The following is a 24,495-nucleotide window of genomic DNA, read 5'->3' on the forward strand; positions in this document are numbered from 1 at the left end:
CCCCACGTGGACGAGCTGCTCGCCCGGGCCATGCAGGGCGTCGATCCGCAAGCGCCGGGCGCATTCTGGCGGGTCTTCCTGAACCTGATGGCGCTGGTGCCGTGGGGCGCGCTGATCTGGTGGAATCTTCTTTTCATTGCGGTCGGCGCCGTCCTGGGCCGGTGGAGGGGGCGAACCGCCGAAGGCATCGCCTGGTCGTTCGTGCTGGGTCCGATCGGCTGGCTGGTCATCCTGCGCCGGCCCCGACGCGGAGCGCCACCGCCGCTGCCGCGGCGCTAGCGGCGGTTGGGAACGCGCGCAGCCGTCCCAACCTATCGGCTGGGCACGGGTCTATCATCTGCCGAGGCTTACGGGAAACGCGACGTGTCAGGCAAGGCGCATATGCACCATCATCACGACGACGCCCACGGTTTCGTGGCGGCGGTCGAGCACGCCAGCGAGGCGCGTGGACTGCGCCTGACGCCGCTGCGCAAGGAGGTGCTCGAGCTGATCGCCGCGGCTGGCAAGCCGATCAAGGCGTACGACCTGCTCGACCAGCTGCGCGAGCGCCACGGCAATGCCGCGCCGCCCACGGTCTACCGTTCGCTGGATTTTCTGCTCGAACAGGGCTTCATCCACAAGCTCGAGTCGATCAACGCCTACGTCTCCTGCCATCATCCGGCCGAGGCGCATCAGGTGCCGTTCCTGATCTGCGACAACTGCGCGAGCGCGCAGGAAGTGTGCGACGCCCGGGTGGCGGAGCTGATCGAGGCCCAGGCCCGCGCCTTCGGCTTCCGCCCGCAAGCGCAGACGCTGGAAGTCCACGGCCTGTGCAAGCAGTGCCGCAAGGGCTGAGCGGCGGAAGGGGTGCGGGGCGCGATACATCCCGTATCGCGCCCCGCGGTTTTCCCGGTGTTGGCGGGGAGGGAACGTTGCCGCACCGGAAAATGGTCGACCCGCTGGCAGGCAGCGGGTCCTGTGTCCGATCAGACTAGAACGCCGCCATGGCCGCCCGGTTGACCGGCGGTTGCGGGACAATGACAGTCGGCTGCGTTATAAAGTAACATGATCGACGTTCCTTCCATGGACGCCATCGATGGCCCAGCCGCCACCTTCCCGCGCATGGCAGACCGCCGATCGCTTCGGCGCCGTCGCGTCGTTTCTGTGCGCAATCCATTGCGCGGCGCTTCCGTTCGTGCTGGCGCTGCTGCCGTTGCTGGGGCTGCAGTTCCTCGCCGATATTCGTTTCGAACGGGCTTTCGTGGTGTTCGCCTGCGTGCTGGCGCTGCTGACGCTGGTCAACGGTTATCGCCGGCACCGCCGGCCGGTGCCTTTGATGCTGGCGTTTCCTGGGTTGTGGCTGCTGCTGCTGGGCGTGACGGTGGCCGAGCAGTACCAGCTCGCTTTGCATGCCACGTTGGTGACTTGCGGCGGCGTGCTGCTGGCGAGCGCGCATTTCGTCAACCTGCGCATCGACCGGCGGCAACCGCACGTGCACAAGCCCGGCTGCGTGCACTGAGCACGCGGTGATTGTGTAACGCGGCGAGGCGTTTCTAGGATGGCGCGATGACTCACGCTCAGCCGCAACAATCCCACGATCACGATCACGACGACCAGAACGGCCATCTGCGCGGCCGCAAGCTGCTGCTCGCTTTCCTGCTGACCCTGCTGATGCTGCTGGCCGAGGCGGTCGGCGGCTTCTGGTCGGGATCGCTCGCGCTGCTCGCCGACGCCGGTCACATGATGGTCGATGCGCTCGCGCTCGCGCTGGCTTTCGCCGGCGCGAGGCTCGCCCTGCGCCCCGCCGATGCCCGCCGCAGCTATGGGTACGGACGGCTGGAGGTGCTCGCCGGCTTCGTCAATGCACTGACCCAGTTCGTACTGGTCGGTTTCATCGCCTACGAGGCGGCGCTGCGCCTGATGCATCCGGGCGCGATCCTCTCCGGCGTGATGCTGGCGGTGGCGGCGGTCGGCCTGCTGGTGAACCTGCTGGTGCTGCGCATCCTGCACGGCCATGCGCACGACGACGTCAATATGGCCAGCGCCAGCCTGCACGTACTGGGCGACCTGCTCGGCTCGGTCGGCGCCGTGCTGGCGGCACTGGCCGTGCGCTGGCTGCACTGGAACTGGGCCGATCCGGTGCTTTCGCTGCTGGTGTCGCTGCTGATCCTGGGCAACGCCTGGCGGCTGCTGCGCAAATCGGCGCACATCCTGCTCGAAGGCGTACCCGAGGATCTCGATGTCGGTGAGGTCGAGCAGGCGCTGCGGCAGGCCGATGGCTCGATCCGCGACATCCACCACCTGCACGTCTGGCAGCTCGCCTCCGGCTCGCGCATGGCCACGCTGCACGCGCAGGTGGGCGATGGCGACGGCGGGGCTGCCGTGGCGGCCATCCATGCACTGCTGCGCAAGCGCTTCGGCATCCTGCACGTGACCGTGCAGGTCGATGCCGGTACGTGCACCGACCGGGCGCGCGACTGCCTCGGGCACGGGCACCGTTGATCGCGTGCCGCCGGGTGCCAGAGGGCATCGGGAAGCCCTTGCGCTTTGACCGGCCGCTGCTACGATGTCAGGCCATTCACGCATTACGAATCAAGGAGTTCCCATGGGTAAGGGCGATCGCAAGACCCGTCGCGGCAAGACCTACCGCGGCAGCTACGGCAACACGCGCGCGCATGACGTGCAGCCGGCCGTGGTCGGCGCCAAGGCGACCGTGACCAAGCCGGCCGCCGCCAAGAAGGCCGCCCCGAGGAAGAAGTCCGCCTGAGCGTCCCTTCCCGCGGCCGATTGCAGAACCCCCGCTCGCGCGGGGGTTTTTGTTTTTGCAGCTCCGCATGAATCCAAGTCTGGAAGACACGCGCTTCACCGCAACCGTGGAAGTGTTCCCGGGCAGGCGGACGACGGAGCGCACATGAACGCAATCGAGCTTTTGACGCAGGACCACAAGAACATGCGTGCGCTGCTGGAGGAGCTCTCCGGCACCACCACCCGCGCCGTGAAGAAGCGGAAAGAGCTGCTCGAGAAGATCCAGACCAACCTCACGGTGCACAACACCATCGAGGAGGAAATCTTCTATCCGGCCTTCAAGAATTCGGGCGACAGCAAGGACGACGCCGAGATGTATTTCGAGGCCCTCGAGGAGCATCGCGCTGCCGGCGACCTGGTGTTGCCGGACCTGCTCAAGACCGACGCCGGAAGCGAGAAGTTCTCCGGTCGCACCAAGGTGCTCAAGGAGCTGTTCGAGCATCACGCCGACGAGGAAGAAAAGGAGATGTTCAAGCGCGCCAAGGCGCTGATGAGCAAGAAGACGCTGGAGGAACTCGGCGAGCAGTTGGCGCAGCGCAAGCTGGAACTCAAGAAAAAGGCGCAAGCGGGCTGATGGCGGCGATGGGCAACAGCACCGTCCAGACCGACTCCGATGCGCCCTTCGAGTTTTCGCGCAGCGCGTTGCTGATCGTGGACATGCTCAACGACCTCGAGTTCGACGGCGGCGAAGCGTTGCTGGAACACGCGATGCCGGCGGCCAGCGCCATCGCCCAACTGCGTGACTGGTACCACGCGCGCCGGTTGCCCGTGATCTACGCCAACGACAACTTCGGGCGCTGGCACGCCGACCTGGCCAAGATCATCGAACATTGCCGGCGCGTCGGTTCGCGGGGCGCGGCATTGAGCGACGGACTGTTGCCCGGCGTCGAGGACTATTTCGTGCTCAAGCCGCGGCATTCGGCGTTCTACGAGACGCCGCTGTCCACGCTGATCGAAAAGCTTGGCGTGCAGGCGCTCGCCGTGGTCGGCATCGGCGGCGACGACTGCGTGCTGCGCACCGCGCTGGACGCGCAGATGCGCGGATTCTCGCTGTGGGTGCCGGCCGACGGCATCGCATCGCAGACGCCCTTGCGCAACCAGCGCGCCCTCGCTTGCATGCAGGAGGTTGCCAAGGCCGACATCACGCGCATCGACGCGCGCCTGCCGGAATGGAACAACACCCAGCGGAGCCACACCATGAGCAGCCACGACCGCAAAGACATCAGGCACCCCGACCATGCCGCGCCGCAGCGGCCGGAGACGGAAAACGAGCGGAAAGGCCGCAAGGCCCACGAGAGCGATCTCACCGACGAGGCGGTTGAGGAGACCTTCCCCGCCAGCGATCCGGTATCGCCGTTCATTCCCGCCAAGACGCCGGAACCGTAGCCGCCGGTGTAGGGCGGCATGTTGCGCCGCATCGCTTGCGCACCTGATTAGGCCGGTCGGCCCTGTCACGGGCTTTGCGCGAAGGTGGGTTCCGGTCGCCTCTAGGTGACGACCCGGACGCCACCGGCCCAGACGCTGCGCAGCAGCTCGCCACCGATCCAGTAGCATAGTTCCGTCGGACGCCGTGCGCGCCATACCGCCAGGTCTGCACGTTGGCCCATGGCGAGCGTGCCGCGGTCGGCCACGCCCAGTGCACGGGCGGCGTTGACGGTGACGCCGCGCAGCGCCTCCTCGGGCGTGAGCCGGAACAGCGTGCATGCCATGTTGGCTGCCAGCCGCAGCGAGAGCAGCGGCGAGGTGCCCGGATTGCAGTCGGTGGCGATGGCGATGGGAACCCCATGCGCGCGCAGCGCGTCGATTGGCGGCAGGCGGGTTTCGCGCAGCGCGTAGAAGGCGCCGGGCAGCAGCACGGCCACGGTACCGGCGGCCGCCATGGCGCGCACGCCCGAGTCGCTCAGGTGTTCCAGATGGTCGGCCGAGAGCCCGTGGTAATGGGCGACCAGCGCGGCACCGTCGAGATCGGAAAGCTGTTCCGCGTGCAGCTTGACTGGCAAGGCCAGCGCCTGTGCGCGTTCGAACACGCGCGCGGTTTCCTCGCGGCTGAAGCCTATGCCCTCGCAGAAGGCATCCACTGCATCGACTAGGCCCTCGCCGGCCAGTGCGGGCAGCACCGACTCGCTCACCTTCGCCACGTAGTCCGCGCGGCGCTCGCGGTACTCGGGCGGCAGTGCATGCAGGCCCAGGAAACTGGTGCGGACGGTGATGCCGAGCTTCTCGCCCAGGTGCCTCGCAACGCGCAGCATGCGCCGCTCGGTAGGCAGGTCCAGTCCATAGCCCGATTTGATCTCCAGCGTGGTCACGCCATCGCGCAGCAGGGCCTGCGCGCGCGGCAGGCTCTGGCGCAGGAGCTCGTCCTCGTCGGCCTCGCGGGTGGCGCGCACGGTGGAAGTGATGCCGCCGCCGGCTTTGGCGATCTCTTCGTAGCTGGCGCCGTTCAGGCGCAGGTCGAACTCGTGCGCGCGATCGCCGCCGAAGACCAGGTGCGTGTGGCAGTCGATCAGCCCGGGGGTGACCAGTGCGCCGTCCAGCCGCTCGACGGAGGCGGCCATCGCTTCAGGTTGGCCCGGCAGGTCGGCGACCGGTCCCAGCCAGGCGATGCGGCCGTCCTTGATGGCCAGCGCGGCGGACTCGATCAGCCCGAAAGGGCGCTCGCCGGCGAAGGTCGCCAGCGTGGCGTCGAGCAACAAGTGGTCCCAGCGGGAAGGACTCATGGCTTAGCCATGGGGGGCGGTTCGTCCGGAGGAGCCGCCGGCTCGTCGAAGGCGCTGCTCGGGCCGACGTGCTCGACCGGCTTCCCCGGCCCGGCCCGGTGCGCTACCTGCTGGCGCTCGAACTCCTGCACCAGGCGTTCGGCGAAGTCCTTGTAGACCGGCGTGGGACTGAGCAGCGATGCGGCCGCGCGAGCCAGCAGGCAGGCGGCCATGACCGGAATGATCATCGCCTGGTTGGCGGTCAACTCCATGGCGATCACTGCCGACGTGAGCGGGGCGCCGGTGACGCCGGACAGGTAGGCGCTCATGCCCAGCAGCACCACCGCCGCGGCCGGCACGCCGGGAAGGAAATGCGCGATGTTCTGGCCCAGGCCGGCGCCGACGGCCAATGCCGGCGAAAAGATGCCGCCGGGAATGCCGGCCCAGTACGAGACTACGTTGGCGGCAAGCTTGGCCAGCCCGAAGCTTTCGCCCGGCGTCACCGCGGCCTGCTGCACGATCGCACGCGCCTGGTCGTAGCCGGTGCCGTAGACCGAGCCGTGGAACAGCACGCCCAGTACCGCCAGCACCAGCCCGCAACCGGTGGCGAAGGCGACCGGCCAGCGGGCACGCAGCGCGCCGATCTGCGCCAGCGGCCCGCGCCTGCTGAGCAGGATCAGCCGCGCGAACAGGCCGCCGAACAGGCCGCAGACCACGCCGCACAGCAGCACTGCCAGCCAGGCATGGCCCAGCGGCAGGCTGGCTTGCACGGTGCCGAAATAGGCGTAGTTGCCCATGATGCCCAGCGACACCACGCCGCCGACGATCACCGCGGTAAGCAGCAGGCCACTGAAGCGATGCTCGAAGGTGCCGGCCAGTTCCTCGATGGCGAACACCACGCCGGCCAGTGGCGTATTGAAGGCCGCGGCGATACCCGCCGCGCCGCCAGCGAGGATGAAGCGCGAAGCCGCCTTCGGGTCGCTGAAGCCGAAGCGCCGCGCGAAGCTGTAGAACAGCCCCGCGCCCACGTGCACCGTCGGCCCCTCGCGGCCGATCGAGCCGCCCGCCGCCAGCGCGATCAGCGTGAGCAGCATCTTGCCGGCCGCGACCGGCAGCGCCAGCATCGTCTGCCGGAAGTGTTCGTCCTCCACGTGCAGCGTGGCGATCGCCTGCGGGATGCCGCTGCCGCGGGTGGCACGCATGCGTCCGGCGGTGGCCCATGACAGCAGGCCGAACACCGCGGGCGTCAGGATCAGCGGAATCCAAACGCCATACGTCAGTATGTGCAGGAACAGGTGGTATGCCCATGTGCTCGCCTTGGCGAACAGGATCGCGGTCAGGGCTACCAGCACCGCACCGCTCCACAGCGCGATGCGCCGCTTCCACTGGTGCGGGGCGAAGAACTCGTGGCCGAGCAGGGCTCGCAGGCGCGGGTTGGATGAAGGCATCGAGCGATTATCGCCGAAAGTACGCGTGCGTCCCAATGGACGTCACAGCGGCGCAGGCCGCCAGCGCATCTCGTACAGATCGAAGCGCCGGTCCTTGAGGTTGGTCACCGCACCGGCGTTGCGTGCGCGGGCCAGGCTTTCCAGGCGCAGGTCGGCGAACAGCACGGTTTCGATGTTGGGGGTGGAGTCGGCCGCCACGCCGTCGCGCGCGAACGGGAAATCGCTGGGCGTGAGGATGCAGCTCTGCCCGTACTGGATGTCGAAGTTGTTCACCCCCGGCAGGTTGCCCACGTTGCCCGAGAGCACCACGTAACACTGGTTCTCGATCGCCCGTGCCTGCGAGCAGTAGCGCACGCGCAGGTAGCCTTCGCGCACGTCGGTGCAGAAGGGCACGAACAGGATCAGCGCGCCCTGGTCGGTGAGGTGCCTGGCCACCTCCGGAAACTCGGAGTCGTAGCAGATCATCACTCCGATCGGGCCGCAGTCGGTCTGGATGGTCGCGGCGCCCTCGCCGCCGGTGATGTTCCAGACATTGCGCTCGCTAGGCGTGGGGTGCAGCTTCTCGCGCTCGTGCAGCGAGCCGTCGCGCAGGCACACATAGCAGACGTTGTGGATGTCGCCGTTGGGCTGTTCGGTCGGATGCGAGCCGGCGATGATGTTGATGTTGTAGCGCACGGCCAGGCGGCCGAAGAGCTCCTTCACCTGCGGCGTGTATTGGCTGAGCTTGCGGATGGTCTCGACCGGCGCGAGTTCCTCGTTCTCGATCGACAGCAACTGCAGCGTGATCAGTTCGGGAAAAGTAACGAAGTCGGCGTTGTAGTCGGCCGCGATATCCGTGAAATATTCCACTTGCGTGGCGAATTCCTCGAACGAGCGGATCCGCCGCTGCAGGTACTGCACCGAGGCCACGCGAACCAGGTCCGGCAGGTGCCGGGGCGAGGGGATCGGCGGTATGTCCGGGTGGTCGAGCAGCGCCGGATTGCGCCACACCAGGTGCACCGCCCAGCCGAGCGATTCATGGTCCGATGGCACGTAGGCGCGCAGCAGGCCGATCACCTCGAAGCCGTTGGCCAGTTGGAAGCTGAGCGTGGCGTCGCGCCGCTCGCCGGCGATGACCGCCCGCACATAGGCCTCGGCGCTGCCGTAGCGGCCGATGTGCTTCGCCAGCCCGGGAACGCGCCCGCCGAACACGATGCCGCGCAGCTTCAGGTCCATGCAAAGTCGCTTGCGCGCGTGGTAGAGCCGCTGGCCTATGCGCATGCCGCGGTAGTCCGGGTGCACCACCACCTCCATGCCGTACAGCCAGTCGCCGTCGGCCTTGTGCCGGGAGGCCATGCCGCCGCCGGTGATCTGCATCCAGGTGTGGGGACCGAGCGCCGTGGCCTCGTCCATGCGGAAGGTGGCGCAGTAGCCGACCACCTTGCCGGCGTACTCCACCACGAACTGGCCTTCGGGAAAGTGCGTCTGCTGCGAGCGCAACATCTCGGCCGAATGGCCCCACACGGGCGAATAGACGCGGGCGGTCAGGTCCACCAGCGCCGGCACGTCCTCGGGGCGTGCCAGGCGCAGCAGGAGCTTGGCGGTCTGCTCTGGTGACTTTTTGGCCATGGGCGCAGTATCCGGGGGCGTTTGTGGTGGAAGCGTCGGTTGCCGGCCCGCGGAGGAGGGAGCAAGCCCGGTACACTGCCGCCTTGCGAGGAGCCGCCCATGACCCAGTCCACCCGTCTGCGCCGTTGCCACGCCGGTCACCTATGGCAGGACGATGGCTGGGCGCGCGAAGGCATCTTCGGCATCGACGCCGACGGTGTGGTGCAGGCGGTGGAGGATGGCCCTGCCGAGACGCTCGGTACCTGGGTGGTGCCGGGCATGCCCAACCTGCATTCGCACGCTTTCCAGCGGGCCATGGCGGGCCTGGCCGAGCGCCGGGGCAAGGTGGATGACAGCTTCTGGACCTGGCGCGAAACCATGTATGCGTTCGCCGCCTCGGTGGGCCCGGATGAACTGAAGGCGATCGCCGCCCAGCTGTACGTGGAGATGCTCAAGGCCGGCTACACGCAGGTGTGCGAGTTCCACTACCTGCATCACCGTCCCGACGGCCTGCCTTATGCCCCGCCGGAGGCCATGTCGCTGGCGCTGGTCGAAGCGGCGCGCGAGGCGGGCATCGGCCTGACCCTGCTGCCCGTGCTCTACATGCGTGGCGGCTTCGACGGCCGGCCGCTGGGTGCGCGGCAGCGCCGCTTCGGCCATGAGGTGGACGGCTACCTGCGCCTGCTCGATACCTTGCGCAGCTATCAGGATGCCGGCCTGCGCGTGGGCATCGCCCTGCATTCCCTGCGCGCGGTGACCGAAGACGCGCTGCAGGTCGTGCTCGCCAGCGAGCTGGCGCAGGACGGCCCGATCCACATCCACGTCGCCGAGCAGATCGGCGAAGTGCAGGATTGCCTCTCGATCCGCGGTGCGCGGCCGGTCGAGTGGTTGCTGGACCACGCGGATGTCGGCGCACGCTGGTGCCTGGTGCACGCCACCCACCTCAGCGAAGACGAAACCACGCGCCTGGCCCGCAGCGGCGCGGTCGCGGGACTGTGTCCGACCACCGAGGCGAATCTGGGTGATGGCCTGTTTCCGCTGGCCGCCTATCTCGACGCCGGCGGCACGCTGGGCATCGGCTCCGATTCGCACATCTCCATCTCCCCGGTCGAGGAGCTGCGCTGGTTGGAGTACGGCCAGCGTCTGGCTACCCGTCATCGCAACATCGCCGCCCGCCACGAAGGCGCGAGCGTCGGCCAGACGCTGTGGCGCGCGGCGTTACGCGGTGGCGCGCAGGCGGCCGCCGTGCCGGTCGGCGCGGTCCGCCCCGGATGCCGCGCCGATCTGCTCGTGCTCGACGACGGCTCGCCGCTGCTCGCCTCGCGCGACGAGGCTTCGCTGCTGGACAGCTTCATCTTTGCCGGCAACACGCCGCTGGTCCGCGACGTGATGTGCGGCGGGCGCTGGGTGGTGCGCGAGTTCCGCCACCACGACGAGGAGCGCATCGCCCAGCGCTACCGCGCAACTGTGCGGCGCCTGGCGGACCGCACTGCCGCCTGAAAGGCGATGGGCCGACGTCATCGCTGCCCCCGCAACGGCGTTCCTGCGCTTGCCATCCAAGCCAAGGAGTTGCCCATGCGTCGCGTCCTGTCGTTGTTCACCACTGCCATGCTGCTGGCCGGCAGCCTCGCACTTTCCGGGTGCGTGGTCGTGCCTGCGCATCGCGTCTGTGTGTGGGTCCCGGGCTACTGGGCACCGGCCCACGTCTGGGTCGAGGGGTATCGCTGAGCGAGCCCTGGACTGCCAGTCGCGCGCATTTCGGTCTGTTGTGCCGTAGGGCCAGGTCGCACGCGTCCTGGGTGTCGTGGCCGGCGTTTCCCGCGGAGCGAGGTCTCCGGCTTCCGTTACCTCCGTCCGAGCAGGGCGCCTGATGCGTGCGCTGGCCTGGCCTGCCGGCGAAGAGGACAATGCGCTCTCCCGCTCCCCGCAATGCAAGGCGCCGTGCCGATGAAGGAAACCTCAACGCCGGTCGCCGGCAGCGACGACGGCCTGATCCGCCACGGCACGCCCTTGTTCCGCCAGGCGAACCTGGCCCTGTTCGCCGCGGGCATCGCTACCTTCGGCCTGCTCTACTGCGTGCAGCCGTTGATGCCCGAGTTCAGCAAGGAGTTCGGCGTGAGTGCGGCGACCAGCGCCCTGTCTCTCTCGCTGACGACCGGCGTGCTGGCATTCGCGATGCTCTTCGCCGGTGCCGTGTCCGATGCCTGCGGACGCAAGCTGGTGATGACGGTGTCGCTGCTTTCCTCTGCGCTGCTGGTGTTGCTGAGCGCGCTGGTGCCCGGCTGGGCCAGCCTGCTGGTGCTGCGCACCCTGTTGGGGCTCAGCCTGAGCGGCTTGCCGGCAGTGGCGATGACCTGGCTGAGCGAGGAGATGCATCCCGACTCGATCGGCCTGGGCATGGGCCTGTACATCAGCGGCAACGCGATCGGCGGCATGGGCGGGCGGCTGGTCACCGGCGTGCTGGCCGATTTCTTCGACTGGCGCGTGGGCGTGCTGGTGGTGGCCGGGATCGGGCTGGCGTCGGCCCTGATGTTCTGGCGCCTGCTGCCGCCATCGCGGCATTTCGAGCGGCAACCGCTCGAAATGCGCGCGCTCTTGTCGCGCTTCGCCGGCGTGTTCCGCGATGCCGGCCTGCCATGGATGTTCGTCGAGGGTTTCCTGCTGCTGGGCGCCTTCGTCACCGTCTACAACTACATCGGCTATCGCCTGCTCGCCGCGCCGTACAACCTGAGCCAGGCGGTGGTCGGACTGATCTTCAGCGTGTACCTGATCGGCACTTTCAGCTCGGCCTGGATGGGCCACCTGGCCGGCCGGCTAGGTCGGCGTCGGGTGCTCTGGACCACTTTTGCGCTGATGCTCGCGGGCGTGGGCATGACCGCGCTGCACCCGCTCGTGCTGGTGGTCGGCGGGGTGGTGGCGGTGACCTTCGGCTTCTTCGGCGGCCACTCGATAGTCAGCAGCTGGGTCGGACGCCGTGCCGGCGCGGCCAAGGCGCAGGCGTCCTCGTTGTACCTGTTCGCCTACTACATGGGCTCGAGCCTGGCCGGCGCGTGCGGTGGACTGTTCTACGCGGCGCTCGGCTGGAATGGCGTGGCTGCATTCATCGGCGCCATGGTGCTGGCGGGGTTGCTGATCGCGTGGCGGCTGTATTTCCTGCAGCCGTTGCCCGGCCCGCCCTCGCCGGGCACCGAGCCGCCGCTGCCCTAGCCGAACGGCGGCTGCGAGGCCTTTCGTCCGCCCCGTGGTGAAGGCACCGGAGGCGGGTAGCCGCCGGATGCCGGATAGACCGTCCCTCAGCGCGCGGCCGGCTCGAGCATGCCCTCGACCGCGCGGTAGTCGCCGTCGTTGGGCTGTGCGGGTATGCCCAGCAGGTGCGTCATGAGCGGATAGACGTCCACGTTCGGGAACACCGGCATCCAGGTACGAGGGCGGAACGCCGGGCCGTGCGCCACGAACAGGGCGCGCATCGTCGGGTCCGCGTTATCGAAACCGTGCTCGCCCCGCAACGGCTTGCCGTGGTGCAGCGCGGTGGCTTGGTTGTGGGTGATAAGCCAGCCCACCTGCGCCAGGCAGAACAGCGGCGGCACGCGCGCGTTGCCGCCGTAGTGCAGGCGGCCCGGGATGTCGGCCTTGCGCCAGCACTGCATGTGCGGCTGTGGCTTGAGCAGTGCGTCGGCGATCTCCGCCTCGTGGCCGGGCGCGGGGACGATGCCGGCGATCGCGCCGGTCGAGACCACCTGCACGTACGTCGGATCGATCAGGTGGTCGAGGAAGATGCGTTGCGCCGGCGGCGTGGAGGCCATGCCGTGGTCGGCCAGCACGATCAGGTTCAACCGGTCATACAGCCCGCGCCGCTTCAGTCCGGCGATCAGGCGCGCCAGCGCGTGGTCGACCTCGGCGATCGCCGCGTCGGTTTGCGGCGCGTCCGGCCCTTCGTAGTGGCCGGCCGAATCGACCGCCTCGAAGTACAGCGTGATGAAGCCTGGGCGCTGCGCCGGCGGCAGGTCCAGCCACTGCAGTACGTGGTCGACCCGCGCGTCGTAGCCCATGTCGCCGTCGTAGGGCAACCAGTAGTCCGGGCGGCGGCCGTGGATGCTCGCCTCCGAACCGGGCCAGAACATCGTCGCCGTCTTCATGCCGTCGCGCTGGGCGGTGACCCAGATCGGCTCGGCCTGGTCCCACCAGCGCCCGTCGCTCACCGCGGCGCGGTTGCCCAGGGTGAATCGGCCCAGCGCCGGCACGGACATCGCGTTGTCGACGATGCCGTGGTGGTCCGGGTAGCGGCCGGTGACCAGGCTGTAGTGGTTGGGGAAGGTCAGCGAGGGGAACGAGGGCTGCATTCCCGCGCCTTGCACGCCCTCGGCGGCGAGTGACCGCAGCGCGGGACTGAAGCCGCGGTCGAGGTAGTCGGCGCGGAAGCCGTCGATGGAAACCAGCAGCAGCGGCGTGCGTGCGACCGGCCGCGCTGGCGGGGTCGAGCAGCCGGCGGCCAGCGCGGCCAGGCACAGGCAGGCGAGGCGAATGAGGTTGCGCATGCGGGGGGACGTGGAGGGGAGGGAGCCGCGGATCATCCGGAGCTTCCTCCCGCGTCGCACCTGCCGTTACGGCTATTGCAGCGAGAGCGGACTCATGCGTCAGCGTGTCGCTGGCACGAGCATGCCCTCGACCGCGTGGTAGTCGCCGTCGTTGGGCTGTGCGGGTATGCCCAGCAGGTGCGTCATCAGCAGGTAGACGTCCACGTTGGGGAAGGCGGGCACCGTGACGCCGTCGCGGAAGTCCGGGCCATGGGCGACAAACAATGCCTGCATCTGCGGCGCGGCATTGTCGTAGCCGTGCTCGCCCAGGCTGACGTGGCCCGCGTGTGAGGCGAGGTATTCCGCTGTGGTGATGCGCCAGCCCACGTCGGCCAGGCACAGCAGCTGCGGCACGCGCGGGTTGCGCCCATAGTGCAGGCGCGCGGGGACACGGGTCTTGTCCCAGCACCGCATGTGCGGATGCGGCTGTTCCAGCCTGGCCTCGACCGCGGCGAAGTCGTGGCCTGGCTTGGGGTTGAAGCCTGCCAGCACCCCGAGGCTCACGACCTGCACTTCATCGAGGTCGAACTGCCGTTCGATCAGCACGCTGTGCTCCAGCGGGACCGCGGCCATGCCGTGGTCGGCCAGCACGAGCAGGTTGACCCGGTCGAACAGGCCACGCGATTTGAGGCCTTGCAGCAGCCGGGCCAGCGCCTGGTCGGTCTGGCGCAGGGCCGCATCCACTTGCGGCGTGTCGGGGCCATAGCTGTGGCCGGCGTGGTCGACCGCGTCGAAATAGAGGGTGAGGAAGCTCGGGCGTTTTGCGGGCGGCAGGTCCAGCCAGGCCAGGATCTGGTCGACGCGCTCATCCGGCGTCACCGCGCCGTCGTAGGGCTTCCAGTAATCCGGATGATGGCCATGGATGTCGGCTTCGGAACCAGGCCAGAACATCGTGGCCGTGCGCAGGCCCTGCCGATCGGCCGTTTCCCACAGCGGCGTTCCCTGCGCCCACCACCGCCCATCGCTCACCGCCTTGCGGTTGCCGAGCGAGAACTTGCCCAGCTGCGCGTCGTACATGGTGTTGTTGACGATGCCGTGGTGGTCCGGACGCAGGCCGGTCACCAGGGCGTAGTGGTTGGGAAACGTGAGCGAGGGAAACGAGGGCTGCATCGCCTCGGCACGCACGCCATGGCGCGCCAATGTGGCCAGCGTGGGCGACAGGCCGCGCTCGAGATAGCCGGTGCGATAGCCGTCGATGGAGACCAGCAGCAGCGGCTTGGGCCGCTGCGCGCTGCGCGGCGCCGTCGCGCAACCGGCGCTGAATGCCAACGCCAGGCAGCACAACAGGCGAAACAGGATTTTCATAGGGGGACACTTACGATGAATCAATCGCGCATCATCGCATCGCCCCATGACGCTAAGAACCCGTCCATTGTTTCGCTTCGGTGCCATCGCGCTCGCCGTGCTGCCGATCGTTGCCGGTGCATGGCAGGCCAAGCCCAAACAGCCAGTTCCGCCGCCGCGGCCGGTGGTCATCGTGCAGCCGCCGGCGAATGCGCGATTCCAGCAGGCGGTCCGGGAACAACAGGTGCGCGACCAGTTGCAGAAGAACCAGGTCGAGGAACAGCTGCGCGAGCGCCAGATGCAGGCGCTGCGCAAGCCCTATGCCGCCGACCCGGCGCGGGCCGCGAGGCTCGACCAGGCCGACCAGGCGCAGCGCGAGCTCTACCGCATGCGCCAGCAGGACGTGCTGGACCGCTACCAGAGCGCCGTGGCGCCGCCGGTGGTTCATCCCGCCAGCGAGCCGGCCACGCCACGCAGCGGCGGTTGATCCGCCCGGCGGCCGCGTCGCTAGGCCAGCCGCGGCGTGTGCACGGCCAACCCGAACAGGTCGCCGTGCGCCACGCCTTCCTCCATCGCCAGCAGGAAACGCTTGGTCGGCAGGCCGCCGCCGAATCCGGTGAGGCTGCCGTTGGCGCCGATCACCCGGTGGCAGGGCAGCACGATGGGCAGCGGATTGCGCCCGTTCGCCGCGCCCACGGCGCGTACCGCCTGCGGCTGATCGATGCGGCGCGCCAGTTCGCCATAGCTGATGGTGGCGCCATAGGGAATGCGGCCCAGTTCTTGCCACACCGCCAGTTGGAACGGCGTGCCGATCGGATGCAGCGGCAGCTCGAACACCTGCCGCGTTCCGGCGAAGTACTCCTCCAGTTGCACGCGGGCGAACGTGAGCGCCCCGGCCGAGCGCACCCAGGTCGGGCCGGGTTCGCGCCGGTGCCGGCCGGTCTCGAACCAGACCTCGCGCAGGCCCTGCGTATCGGCGACCAGGCGCAGGCGGCCGATCGGACTGGGCAGGTCGTCGTAGTGAATGGTGCTCATCGGCGCTTCCCGAGCTTGGCCGAATCGTTCGCCTTGGAGACATCGGTGCCATCCGCCACGCTGCGCCACAGGTGGATCACCGCGTACGCCCGCCACGGCCGCCATGCCTGTGCCATCTCGGTAAGCGCCCGCGTGCTGAGTTCGCCCGTGCCGCCGGCGGCGGCACGGCGCAGGATCAGGTCGGCGGCGGGAAAGGCATCCGGATGGCCGAGCGCGCGCATCGCCATGTAGTGAGCGGTCCATTCGCCGATGCCGGGCAGCGCGGTCCAGCGTTCCACGAATTCCTCCAGCGGCTGCTCGGGGCGGAAGTCTGCGCGTCCGTCCAGCAGTGCCTGCGCGATGCCGCGGATGGTCTGCGCCCTGGCGCGCACGACCCCGATCTGCGAAAGATCCGCATCGGCCAGTTGCTCCGGCGTCGGGAACAGCCGCTCCAATCCGGGCAGCACGGGTGTGGCCAGCGGCGTGCCGAAGCGCTGCACGATGCGTGAAGCCAGCGTGCGTGCGGCGGCCACGCTCACCTGCTGGCCGAGCACGGCGCGCACCGCGATTTCGAAGCCGTCCCAGCCGCTGGGCAGGCGCAGGCCTGGACGCTTGCGCAGCAGCGGGGCGAGCACCCCGCCGGCACCCAGCGTGGCGGCGATCGCGCGCGGTTCGGCGTCCAGGTCGAACATGCGCCGCAGGCGCGTCACCAGCGGCAGCAACTGCGCGGACTGCGGGCCGTGCAGCTCCAGCTTGAGCGCGTGCTCGCCGTCCGGCCAGGCCGACAGGCGCAGCCAGCCGGGCGCATCGGTCGGGCCGAATACGCGCGTGTAGGTGTTCGCATCGACCTGCTCGATGCCGGGCAAGGCGCGCGAGCGCAGGAAATCCAGCACGCCGTCGAAGTCGTACGGCGGCCGGTAGCACAGCCGAAGCACCAGCGCACCGCCGGCCTGGCCGGCGCGCGGCCGGCGGCGCAGTTCGCGCGGCGCGACGCGGTTGGCCTGGGCGAAGGCGGCATTGAAGCGGCGCAGGCTGCCGAAGCCGGAAGCGAGCGCGACCTCGGTGACCGGCAGCGCCGTTTCAGTCAGCAACTGCTTGGCGAACAGCAGCCGGCGCGTGGTGTGCACGCGTAGCGGCGGCGCGCCCAGATGCTCGACGAACAGGCGGCGCAACTGCCGCGCGCCCACGCCCACGCGATCGGCCAGGCCTTCGAGCGAACCCTCGGCGAGCGTGCCGCCGTCGATCAGCTTCAACGCGCGCGCCACCACGTGTTCGCCCGGGTGCCAGGCCGGATGGCCAGGGGCGAGCTCCGGCCGGCAGCGCAGGCACGGCCGGAAACCGGCAGCCTCGGCGGCCGCGGCGTTCGCGTAGTAGCGCACGTTGGCGGCCTTCGGCGACGGCGCGGGGCAGACGGGACGGCAATAGATGCGCGTGCTGGTGACCGCGGTGAAGAACAGACCGTCGAACCGCGCATCGCGGCTCAGGCGCGCCCGTTCGCAGGCGTGGTGGTCGGGCAGGGGACTTGATGGCACGGACATGCGATGCAGGCTAACACCACGCCTGCAGCACGACTCGCCGTTTTCGGACATGGATGACGCCGTCGCCGCGCGGTGGAAAAGACGCCTGTGGGAAATCAGGCCATCGCCTGCCACGGCCAGCGCCAGGCGTACCGGAGCACGCCGAGCTGCAGCGCGATCTCCGCCGCAACATAAAAAGGTCTCCGGCAGGGGCCGTCAGCGGCGCACGGCGCACTCGGACCGCGGCGATCAGATCGGTCACGTGCGCTACGGCATGGGCGGGGACGACGAATCAATCGGAAAACACCGCGTCGCCTTTCTTGCCGTTCTTGTCGGCCGTGTCCTTGCCGCAGTCGTCGACGTCCTTCTGCGTCATCGTGGCGTAGGGCCTGAATTCGGCCATGGCGGCGGCCAGCTTCTGCTGCGAGGCCAGCAGACCGGGCATGCGCAGGCAGAGGCGGGCTGCGGCGGCCTGGATCTTGTCCGTCTGCGGCTGGATAGCGGCCTCGATCTCCTTGTCGCTCTTGCCGCTGAGCGCACCCAAGATCGCTTCCCTGGCTGCATTGGCGCCCAGGCTGGCGCCGTGTTCGCCGATCTCCATGCCGGCCTCGGCGATGCCGATGATCTGCTGGCGGTAATCCTGCAGCAGGGCATGCTGCTGCGGCGTGGCCTCCACTTTCTTGCCCGCGATCACCAGTTCGCCACGGGGCGTGATCACGGCGCTGGGGCGTGAGTCGTGGCGCTCGGGCCCTTTGCCGATGTGGACACTGTCCACGTCGATGTCCTTGGTGGCCAGCTCCTGCCTGGCCTGCTCGATTCCCTTGTGGACCTCGGCCGATATGGCCGACGGCGAGGTCTGTTCCTGGACTTCCTTCATGGCCTGGGCCACGCCGTTGCCGTTGTCCGAGCCGGCGGTGCCGGATTGGCTGCAGGCGACCAGCGGCAGCAGCAGGGCCAGCACAAGTCCGCTGGTGATCGCTTTGGATTTCATCGGGATTCTCGCTCCATGGCGGTCTGTTGAATTCGGCGCGCCGATCGTTGTGGCCGGGGGACGGAGGGCCGTCGTACACCCACGTGGAAACCGGGCGGTCACGGGCCTGCGGGTCCTTGCGCGGTCAGGCGTCGTCGCGCCAGCGGCGGAACCAGATGGCTGCGGCGATCAGGCCAGCGCCGACCAGCACACCGATCCACAGGTTGGCCGAGCCGAGCAGGTGGTAGGTGTTGCTCAGGTTCATGAAGTCGAGGTTGTCCTTGCCGGTATGGACCAGGTCGTCGCCGGCGACCAGGCTGGCGCCGGGGAAGGCGCTGAACAGGGCGCGGGCCACGATGTTCTGCCAGAACCATCCGGCGGACAGGTTGAACAGCCCCATGATGCCGAACCAGGTGACCAGCAGACCGGTGGCGACCGGCAGGGCGATGGCCCACAGGAACGGCTTGGTGCGGGCCCAGGCCGAGCACACCATCAGCCAGCCGACCGAGGGCAGGGCCCACAGCAGGTAAAGCGGGATGTGGCCGATCATGTTGAGCATGACCCGCAGCGGATGGGCGAGCAGCAGCAACTGCCACACGTTGACGCCATGGAAGGACAGCGTGACCGCCACCATCAGCAACTGCAGGATGCCCGCGGCAATGCCGGCCAGCGTCGCGATGATCGGCGCCACGAGGGTGGCGCTGGCGACCTTGGAGAGCACGGTCTGCGAATCCGACAGCGGCAGCGATTTCCAGAACAGGATGCTGCGGTCGCGGCGTTCGTCATAGATCGCGCCCAGGCAGTAGAAGAACACCACGAAACCCATCACCACGAAGATCAGCGCCATCGAGGAATACATGGCGATGTCCAGCGCCATGCCGACGTGGCTCATGTCGCCGGCGTCCATCTGCGAGATCACGTGCTGCATCTGGCCGCTCGCGCCGAAATGGATGCCGTGCCGCGCGCCGACCACCTCGGCGGTGACGATGCCCATCAGGTTCAGCACCAGGAATACGGCGCCGGTGATCAGCGGCGCCCACAGGAAGCCGCCGCGGTGCTCCCAGAACTCGCGTTTGACGAGCCAGTACATGTTGCGTCCGAGCGGGTTGTTGCCGACAAGGGTGTTCATGCGTAGGTCCCTTTCATGGTGGCGACGAACAGGTCGCTGACGGACGGCCGGCGGATCTCGCCCAGCCCCTCCAGCGTCATGCGATCGGCGCCGTCGAACAGGAAGATGCTCTTGCCGAAGACCTGGCGTTCATCGATAGGCTGCAGCGCGCGGGCTGCGGAGGCCTTGTCCGCGCTGACCATCACTTCGGCGAAGCGGTCGCCGACGGCGTCCATGTCGGTGTCCAGCACGATCTTGCCGTCGCGGATGAACATCAGGTCGGTGAGGATGTGCTCGATCTCCTCCACCTGGTGGGTGGTGACGATGATCGTCTTGTTCTCGTCGAAGTAGTCCTCCAGCAGGCTCTGGTAGAACTGCTTGCGGTAGAGGATGTCCAGGCCGAGCGTGGGTTCGTCCAGCACCAGCAGGCGTGCGTCGATGGCCATCACCAGGGCCAGGTGCAATTGCACGATCATGCCCTTGGACATCTGCCGCACGCGCTGGTCGGGCGTGAGCTTGGTGCGCTTGAGGAAGGCTTCGCACTTGGCGCGGTCGAAGCGCGGGTGCACGTGGGCGACGAAGTCGATCGCCTCGCGCACGCGGATCCAGCGCGGCAGCACCGCCACGTCGGCGATGAAGCAGACCTGTTCCATCAGCTTGTCGCGCTGCGTGCGCGGGTCGAAGCCGAGCACGTTGAGCTCGCCCTCGAAGGAGGTGAGACCCAGGATCGCCTTGAGCGCCGTGGTCTTGCCGGCACCGTTGGGGCCGATCAGGCCGACGATGCGGCCGGATTGGATCTGGAAGTTCACCCCGTCCAGCGCGGTGGTGTTCTTGTAGCGCTTGCTTAAGTTTCGCGCGGTGACGATGGCGCTCATGGCTGCGATTCCGTGGTGGCCGGCGCTTCGCGCATCAGCGTTTTGAGATCCAGCCCAAGGCGCTGCAGGCGCGCGAACAGGGCCGGCCATTCCTCGCGCAGGAACCGCTCGCGCTCGGATTTCAACAAGGCCTCGCGGGCCCCCTCGGTGACGAACATGCCCAGCCCTCTCCTTTTTTCGACCAGTTGATCGTCGACCAGCTCCTGGTACGCCTTGGACACGGTCAGCGGATTGATCTGGAAATCCGCCGCCACCTGGCGCACCGACGGCAGCGGGTCGCCTTCGTTCAAGGCGCCATCCAGGATCATCGCCACCACGCGTTCGCGCAGCTGGCGGTAGATCGGGACGCTGTCGTTCCAGGTGATGGTCATACGTTATTCCTTGCTGGCACGGGCAAACTTGGTGCCAAACGAATAGTAGGGCATGGCCAGCTGCGCCCCGAGCAGGGTGGCGCCCGCTTCGGCGGGCGCGTCCAGTGCCGGCGCCAGCACGGCGCTGGAAAGGTCAGCGTTGCCCAGCAGCGCCGCGCGCATCTCGCTCGCGCTGGGGCTCACTTCGACAGGGGCCAGGTTGACCACGCGGATGCCGTTGATCTCGGAAACCGGCGCGATGCGCACGGGGGTGTTCAGGGCGGCCAGGCCCGTCGCGGTAAACAGCGTGGCGGCGGCCAGGGCGATCAGGTTCTGCGCTTTCATGGCGGGTCTCCTTAGTGACCTCGTGGACCGGTGTTGTAGTTAACTATAACACCATCTTCGAGAACGTCAACAAGCAACAGGCCGTGACTGATGGCCTATCCAAAGAATGCTTTTGCTTTCAGTCGATTAGGTGGGCATCCGACGGATTGGCCTCAAGCTTGGGCACCGACTTGGGTCTTGGCCGCGCCGTCTCTCTCACCAGGCGGCACCCAGGCGAATGCGGAATCCAGGCCGCCTGGGTGGGCAAGGAGCCTGGATTCCCGCCTTGTAGCGGCCAGGACGATGGGGCTGCCGGTGCCTGGGCTGCTGTTCCGCCCGCCCACGGACTCCACCCACGGACCTCCCGCCCCCCGGGCAGGCTATCCGCAGGTGTGCGATGGACGTTGGATGGGGGTGGCTCCCCGCCTTACCTGCCGGCCTGGTACACCTGCTTGCCGCCGACCCAGGTGCCGAGCACCTTGGTCTTCCACAGGTCCCGCGGGTCGATCGCGAAGATGTCCCGGTCGACCAGGATGAAGTCCGCGTACTTGCCTGGTTCCAGCGAGCCCTGGGTTTTCTCCGCATGCCCGGCATAGGCGGCGCTCAGGGTGAAGGCGCGCAAGGCCTCGACGAGGCTCAGCTTCTGGTCGGGATACCAGCCGCCGGGAGGCTGGTTCTGGTGGTCCTGGCGGGTGACCGCGGCATGCAGGCCGAAGAAGGGGTTGGGCGATTCGACCGGAAAGTCCGAGCCGAAGGCGACCACCGTGCCCTGCTTGAGGAATCGCCGCCATGCATAGGCGCCATCCAGCCGCTCCCGCCCCACGCGATCCTGGGCCATGTTCATGTCGGAGGTAGCGTGGGTCGGCTGCATCGAGGCGATCAGGCCGAGCGGCACGAAGCGTGGGATGTCCTGCAGCGAAACGATCTGCGCGTGCTCGACGCGGTTGCGGAACGCCTTTGCTTCCGGGTGAGCCTTGTAGGCCGCCGTGAAGCTGTCGAGCACTTCATGGTTGGCCGCGTCGCCGATTGCGTGGATGTTGACCTGGTAGCCCCTGGCGAAGGCTTTCTCGATCTTCGAAACCATCGTGCCCGGGCTCATGAACAACAGCCCATGGTTGTGCGGGTCGTCGGAGTAGGGCTTGAGCATGGCCGCGCCGCGGCTGCCCAGCGCGCCGTCGGCGAACAGCTTGACCGAGTGCACGGTGAGGAAGCCGTCGCCGTAGCCGTCCAGCGGCCCCTCGGCGGTGATCGTGTCGAACGCCTCGCCGGTGTCCCTCACCATGGCGTAGATCCGTGCGGTGAGCTTGTGCTCGTCGGCGTAGCGCTTGTAGAGGCGGTAGTTGGGCAGGTCGATGCCGGCGTCGTCCACGCCGGTCAGGCCGACCCTGGCCATCTCGGCCAGCGCGGTATCGAGCGCGGTGGCGCGTTCCTGGTCCGTGGGCTCGGGCGCACTGATGAGCGCCGTCGCGCCGTCGACAAAGACACCGGTCGGGTTGCCCTGGGCGTCGCGCTCGATCCGTCCGCCGGGCGGGTCCTTGGTGTCGCGGGTGATGCCGGCCAGCTTCATGGCGGCGCTGTTGGCCCAGGCGGCATGGCCATCGACGCGGCTCAGCCACACCGGCCGGTCGGAGACCACGGCGTCCAGTTCCTTGGCGGTGGGGAAGCGGCCCAGCTTCCAGATCACCTGGTTCCAGCCGCCGCCGGTGATCCAGCGTGCGTCCGGGTGGGCGGCGGCGTAGGCCTTGACGCGCTCCAGCGCTTCGCCGAGCGATTGCGAGCCCGTGAGGTCGGCCTGGGTGAGGGCGTAGCCCAGATCGAGCACGTGGCCGTGCGCATCGATCAGGCCCGGCAGCAGCGTCTTGCCGTGGCCGTCCACGACCTTCGCCTTGCCTGCGCGCCTGGCCAGCGCCGCATCCGGGCCGGTGGCCACGACCTTGCCGTCGTCAACCAGCAGCGCGTCGAAGCGCCGCAGCTTGCCCTGGCTGTCGAGCGTGTAGCCCCTGACGTTGTGCACGAACAGATCGGCAGCCTGCAGCGCCGGTGCGATGGCCAGCAGGGCGAGCAGGGACAGACGCAGGGTGCGGTTCATGCGCGCGGCTTCCTTGGCGGGAAACCATGAGTGTGTCGGGCCGTGTCCGGTTTTTCCACTCGCCGGGATACGAAAAGCCCCCTCCGATGGAGGGAGGGGGCTCGTCCGCTTCGGATGCACCGTTTCGCGCGAATACCGCGGGGAACGGGAAGGCTATGCCGCCTTCGGCAGCAAAGTCCCGATGGCCTGCCTGGCCTCCGTCAGCGCCTGGTCCTTTTGCTCGGCACTGACCGCCACGCCCTCGGCGCGCACGAACTGGATGTCGGTAATGCCGAGGAAACCCAGGACCGCGCGCAGATAGCTCTCCTGGAAATCCATCGCCGCGCCGGCGCTGCCCTGACCGTAGAAGCCGCCGCGGCTGGAGGCGACGATCACCCGCTTGCCGCCGGCCAGGCCCTCCGGGCCGCTGGCGGTGTAGCGGAAGGTCTTGCCGGCCACCGCGATGCGGTCGATCCATGCCTTGAGCTGGCTCGGAATTCCGAAGTTATACATCGGCGCACCGAGCACGATCACGTCGGCGGCGAGGAACTCCTCCATCACCTCGTTGCCCAGCAGCGCGGCCGGATCGCTGGCGTCTGCCACCGGCGACCAGTGCGGCAGGGGCTGTGCCGCCAGGTCGCGATAGCGGTAGTTCGCATCCGGGCGGGTTCGCCTGACCCGGGCCACGATGTCCGCGGTCAGTGCGCGCGAAACCGAATGGTTGCCCAGGGCGCTCGAATCGATATGCAGCAGTTTCATGGCGTGACTCCCGATCAAAGGGCCGGCGGGCCGGCGACGGGACTCAATATAGTTTTGCGACAATGCCCTGATAAGTCGGCTAATATCGAACTGGTCGTTCTTCAAAGGAAACGATGTCGTGACTCTCGACGGTACCCTGCATGACCTCAACGACCTCTATTACTTCGCGATGGTGGTCGAGCACAACGGCTTCTCCGCCGCTGGCCGCGCGCTGGGCGTGCCCAAGTCCAAGCTGAGCAAGCGCGTGGCGCAGCTGGAGGATCGGCTCGGCGTTCGCCTGCTGCAGCGGACCACCCGTCGTTTCGTAATTACCGAAGTGGGCGAGCGCTTCTATGCGCACTGCCGGGCCGTGCTGGAGGAGGCACGGGCCGCCCAGGAGGCGGTCGACGAATTGCGTGCCGAGCCCCGCGGCGTGGTGCGGCTGAGCTGCCCGGTGTCGCTGGCGCAGACGGTGGTCGCGCACGTGTTGCCGGATTTCCTCGCGCAATACCCGAAGATGCAGGTGCGCGTGCTCTCCAGCGACCGCCGCGTGGACGTGGTGGGCGAGGGCTACGACATCGCCATCCGCGTACGCACCAGGCTCGACAGCGATGCCAACCTGGTCCTGCGCACCTTCGGCCTGTCGCGCGTGCTGGCGGTGGCCAGCCCCGCGCTGCTGGATCGCGTGGGACGGCCCAAGGTGCCCGCCGAACTCCCCTCGCTGCCGGCCTTGTCGATGCAGGAGCACGAAGGCGCCCAGGTATGGGAATTGATCGATGCACATGGCGAGCGCGTCCCGGTGGAGATGAGTGCCCGGCTCATCACCGGGGAATTCGCGCTGCTGCTGGAAGCCGCGCGCCGCGGACTCGGCGTCGCGCTGCTGCCGGAGTTCGTCTGCGCCCCGGCCGTCACGCGCGGGGAGCTGGAGGTGGTGCTGCCCGACTGGAGCGTGCCCGAGGGCACCATGCACTTCGTCTATCCCAGCCGGCGCGGCATGCTGCCGGGCGTGCGGGCGCTGGTGGATTTCCTTGCCGAGCGCCTGCCCGAGGCGACCCGCCAGAAGCACGAGCAATGCAAGGTACGCCCGCTGGCTCCGCTTACCGGGCCGTCGGCGTGAGCCGTGCTAGGCTTGCCGTTTGGCCTTCCAGACATCCGGAC

General features: G+C 68.3%; 26 protein-coding genes. 12 read left to right on the plus strand and 14 right to left on the minus strand.

Features of this window, described 5'->3' with window-relative positions; translation table 11 throughout:
• The first annotated feature begins 6 nt into the window (after positions 1–6).
• From VGU65_RS08390 to VGU65_RS08420, 7 genes are all read left to right on the plus strand, one after another.
• Entirely contained in the window at positions 7–279 is a 273-nt protein-coding gene (locus tag VGU65_RS08390) for a hypothetical protein (RefSeq protein WP_327474604.1), read from the plus strand.
• 102 nt (positions 280–381) lie between these two features.
• Entirely contained in the window at positions 382–834 is a 453-nt protein-coding gene (locus VGU65_RS08395; RefSeq protein ID WP_327474606.1) for a transcriptional repressor, read from the plus strand.
• Positions 835–1,075: 241 nt separating this feature from the next.
• Positions 1,076–1,498, plus strand: coding sequence for a MerC domain-containing protein (locus VGU65_RS08400; RefSeq protein ID WP_327474608.1), 423 nt, complete (start codon positions 1,076–1,078; stop codon positions 1,496–1,498).
• Between the two features lie 47 nt (positions 1,499–1,545).
• On the plus strand, positions 1,546–2,481 hold the full coding sequence (locus tag VGU65_RS08405) for a cation diffusion facilitator family transporter (protein WP_327474610.1): 936 nt from the start codon (positions 1,546–1,548) through the stop codon (positions 2,479–2,481).
• 103 nt (positions 2,482–2,584) lie between these two features.
• The gene (locus tag VGU65_RS08410; RefSeq protein WP_327474611.1) at positions 2,585–2,746 is read left to right on the plus strand and encodes a 30S ribosomal protein THX; all 162 of its coding nucleotides are present in this window, start codon (positions 2,585–2,587) and stop codon (positions 2,744–2,746) included.
• A gap of 144 nt (positions 2,747–2,890) precedes the next feature.
• Positions 2,891–3,358 carry a PA2171 family ribosome-binding persister protein gene (locus tag VGU65_RS08415; protein ID WP_327474613.1) on the plus strand — a complete coding sequence of 156 codons (468 nt, stop codon included), beginning with the start codon at positions 2,891–2,893 and terminating at the stop codon, positions 3,356–3,358.
• Between the two features lie 8 nt (positions 3,359–3,366).
• Positions 3,367–4,170: a cysteine hydrolase family protein gene (locus tag VGU65_RS08420; protein ID WP_327474615.1), complete on the plus strand. Its 804-nt coding sequence runs from the start codon at positions 3,367–3,369 to the stop codon at positions 4,168–4,170.
• Positions 4,171–4,271: 101 nt separating this feature from the next.
• Here VGU65_RS08420 and hutI read toward each other — a convergent pair whose 3' ends face one another.
• Genes hutI through VGU65_RS08435 form a run of 3 tightly spaced genes read right to left on the minus strand, consistent with a single transcriptional unit; the run spans position 4,272 to position 8,536 of the window.
• Positions 4,272–5,501 (minus strand): imidazolonepropionase, encoded by a 1,230-nt coding sequence (gene hutI, locus VGU65_RS08425; RefSeq protein WP_327474616.1) that lies wholly within the window; start codon positions 5,499–5,501, stop codon positions 4,272–4,274.
• A complete protein-coding gene (locus VGU65_RS08430; protein ID WP_327474618.1) occupies positions 5,498–6,928 on the minus strand; it encodes a chloride channel protein in 1,431 nt (476 codons plus the stop codon). Before VGU65_RS08430 ends, hutI begins: the two co-directional genes overlap by 4 nt.
• A 42-nt stretch (positions 6,929–6,970) precedes the next feature.
• A complete protein-coding gene (locus VGU65_RS08435; RefSeq protein ID WP_327474620.1) occupies positions 6,971–8,536 on the minus strand; it encodes a GNAT family N-acetyltransferase in 1,566 nt (521 codons plus the stop codon).
• Positions 8,537–8,635: 99 nt separating this feature from the next.
• Here VGU65_RS08435 and VGU65_RS08440 point away from each other — a divergent pair, with 99 nt between their 5' ends.
• The 3 genes from VGU65_RS08440 to VGU65_RS08450 all read left to right on the plus strand — a co-directional run bounded on the left by VGU65_RS08440 (position 8,636) and on the right by VGU65_RS08450 (position 11,722).
• The gene (locus VGU65_RS08440; protein ID WP_327474622.1) at positions 8,636–10,015 is read left to right on the plus strand and encodes a formimidoylglutamate deiminase; all 1,380 of its coding nucleotides are present in this window, start codon (positions 8,636–8,638) and stop codon (positions 10,013–10,015) included.
• 75 nt (positions 10,016–10,090) lie between these two features.
• Positions 10,091–10,243, plus strand: coding sequence for a hypothetical protein (locus tag VGU65_RS08445; RefSeq protein ID WP_327474624.1), 153 nt, complete (start codon positions 10,091–10,093; stop codon positions 10,241–10,243).
• 219 nt (positions 10,244–10,462) lie between these two features.
• On the plus strand, positions 10,463–11,722 hold the full coding sequence (locus VGU65_RS08450; protein WP_327474626.1) for an MFS transporter: 1,260 nt from the start codon (positions 10,463–10,465) through the stop codon (positions 11,720–11,722).
• 86 nt (positions 11,723–11,808) lie between these two features.
• On the opposite strand, the gene VGU65_RS08455 is transcribed toward VGU65_RS08450, so the two are convergent.
• Complete coding sequence (locus VGU65_RS08455; RefSeq protein WP_327474627.1) at positions 11,809–13,050, minus strand: alkaline phosphatase family protein; 1,242 nt, start codon at positions 13,048–13,050, stop codon at positions 11,809–11,811.
• Positions 13,051–13,149: 99 nt separating this feature from the next.
• Complete coding sequence (locus VGU65_RS08460) at positions 13,150–14,394, minus strand: alkaline phosphatase family protein (RefSeq protein ID WP_327474629.1); 1,245 nt, start codon at positions 14,392–14,394, stop codon at positions 13,150–13,152.
• Between the two features lie 46 nt (positions 14,395–14,440).
• On the opposite strand from VGU65_RS08460, the gene VGU65_RS08465 reads away from it, so the two are divergent.
• Positions 14,441–14,860 carry a hypothetical protein gene (locus VGU65_RS08465; RefSeq protein WP_327474630.1) on the plus strand — a complete coding sequence of 140 codons (420 nt, stop codon included), beginning with the start codon at positions 14,441–14,443 and terminating at the stop codon, positions 14,858–14,860.
• Positions 14,861–14,880: 20 nt separating this feature from the next.
• On the opposite strand, the gene VGU65_RS08470 is transcribed toward VGU65_RS08465, so the two are convergent.
• The 9 genes from VGU65_RS08470 to VGU65_RS08510 all read right to left on the minus strand — a co-directional run bounded on the left by VGU65_RS08470 (position 14,881) and on the right by VGU65_RS08510 (position 23,358).
• Positions 14,881–15,408: a methylated-DNA--[protein]-cysteine S-methyltransferase gene (locus VGU65_RS08470; RefSeq protein ID WP_327474631.1), complete on the minus strand. Its 528-nt coding sequence runs from the start codon at positions 15,406–15,408 to the stop codon at positions 14,881–14,883.
• On the minus strand, positions 15,405–16,925 hold the full coding sequence (locus VGU65_RS08475) for a DNA-3-methyladenine glycosylase 2 family protein (protein WP_327474632.1): 1,521 nt from the start codon (positions 16,923–16,925) through the stop codon (positions 15,405–15,407). Before VGU65_RS08475 ends, VGU65_RS08470 begins: the two co-directional genes overlap by 4 nt.
• Before the next feature lie 271 nt (positions 16,926–17,196).
• Positions 17,197–17,895, minus strand: a complete 699-nt coding sequence (locus VGU65_RS08480; protein ID WP_327474634.1) for a YggN family protein — start codon at positions 17,893–17,895, stop codon at positions 17,197–17,199.
• Positions 17,896–18,019: 124 nt separating this feature from the next.
• Positions 18,020–19,003, minus strand: a complete 984-nt coding sequence (locus VGU65_RS08485) for a hypothetical protein (RefSeq protein WP_327474636.1) — start codon at positions 19,001–19,003, stop codon at positions 18,020–18,022.
• Complete coding sequence (locus tag VGU65_RS08490) at positions 19,000–19,857, minus strand: ABC transporter ATP-binding protein (protein ID WP_327474638.1); 858 nt, start codon at positions 19,855–19,857, stop codon at positions 19,000–19,002. The genes VGU65_RS08485 and VGU65_RS08490 overlap by 4 nt, the downstream gene beginning before the upstream one ends.
• Entirely contained in the window at positions 19,854–20,228 is a 375-nt protein-coding gene (locus VGU65_RS08495; RefSeq protein WP_327474640.1) for a GntR family transcriptional regulator, read from the minus strand. Before VGU65_RS08495 ends, VGU65_RS08490 begins: the two co-directional genes overlap by 4 nt.
• 3 nt (positions 20,229–20,231) lie before the next feature.
• Positions 20,232–20,552 carry a hypothetical protein gene (locus VGU65_RS08500; RefSeq protein WP_327474642.1) on the minus strand — a complete coding sequence of 107 codons (321 nt, stop codon included), beginning with the start codon at positions 20,550–20,552 and terminating at the stop codon, positions 20,232–20,234.
• Positions 20,553–20,958: 406 nt separating this feature from the next.
• Complete coding sequence (locus VGU65_RS08505; RefSeq protein ID WP_327474644.1) at positions 20,959–22,620, minus strand: amidohydrolase; 1,662 nt, start codon at positions 22,618–22,620, stop codon at positions 20,959–20,961.
• A 153-nt stretch (positions 22,621–22,773) separates the two neighbouring features.
• The gene (locus VGU65_RS08510) at positions 22,774–23,358 is read right to left on the minus strand and encodes an FMN-dependent NADH-azoreductase (protein WP_327474646.1); all 585 of its coding nucleotides are present in this window, start codon (positions 23,356–23,358) and stop codon (positions 22,774–22,776) included.
• 118 nt (positions 23,359–23,476) lie between these two features.
• On the opposite strand from VGU65_RS08510, the gene VGU65_RS08515 reads away from it, so the two are divergent.
• A complete protein-coding gene (locus VGU65_RS08515) occupies positions 23,477–24,454 on the plus strand; it encodes a LysR substrate-binding domain-containing protein (protein ID WP_327474648.1) in 978 nt (325 codons plus the stop codon).
• The last annotated feature ends 41 nt before the right edge of the window (positions 24,455–24,495 follow it).

Source organism: Frateuria sp. (genome assembly GCF_035943815.1).
Lineage (GTDB): Bacteria > Pseudomonadota > Gammaproteobacteria > Xanthomonadales > Rhodanobacteraceae > Frateuria_A.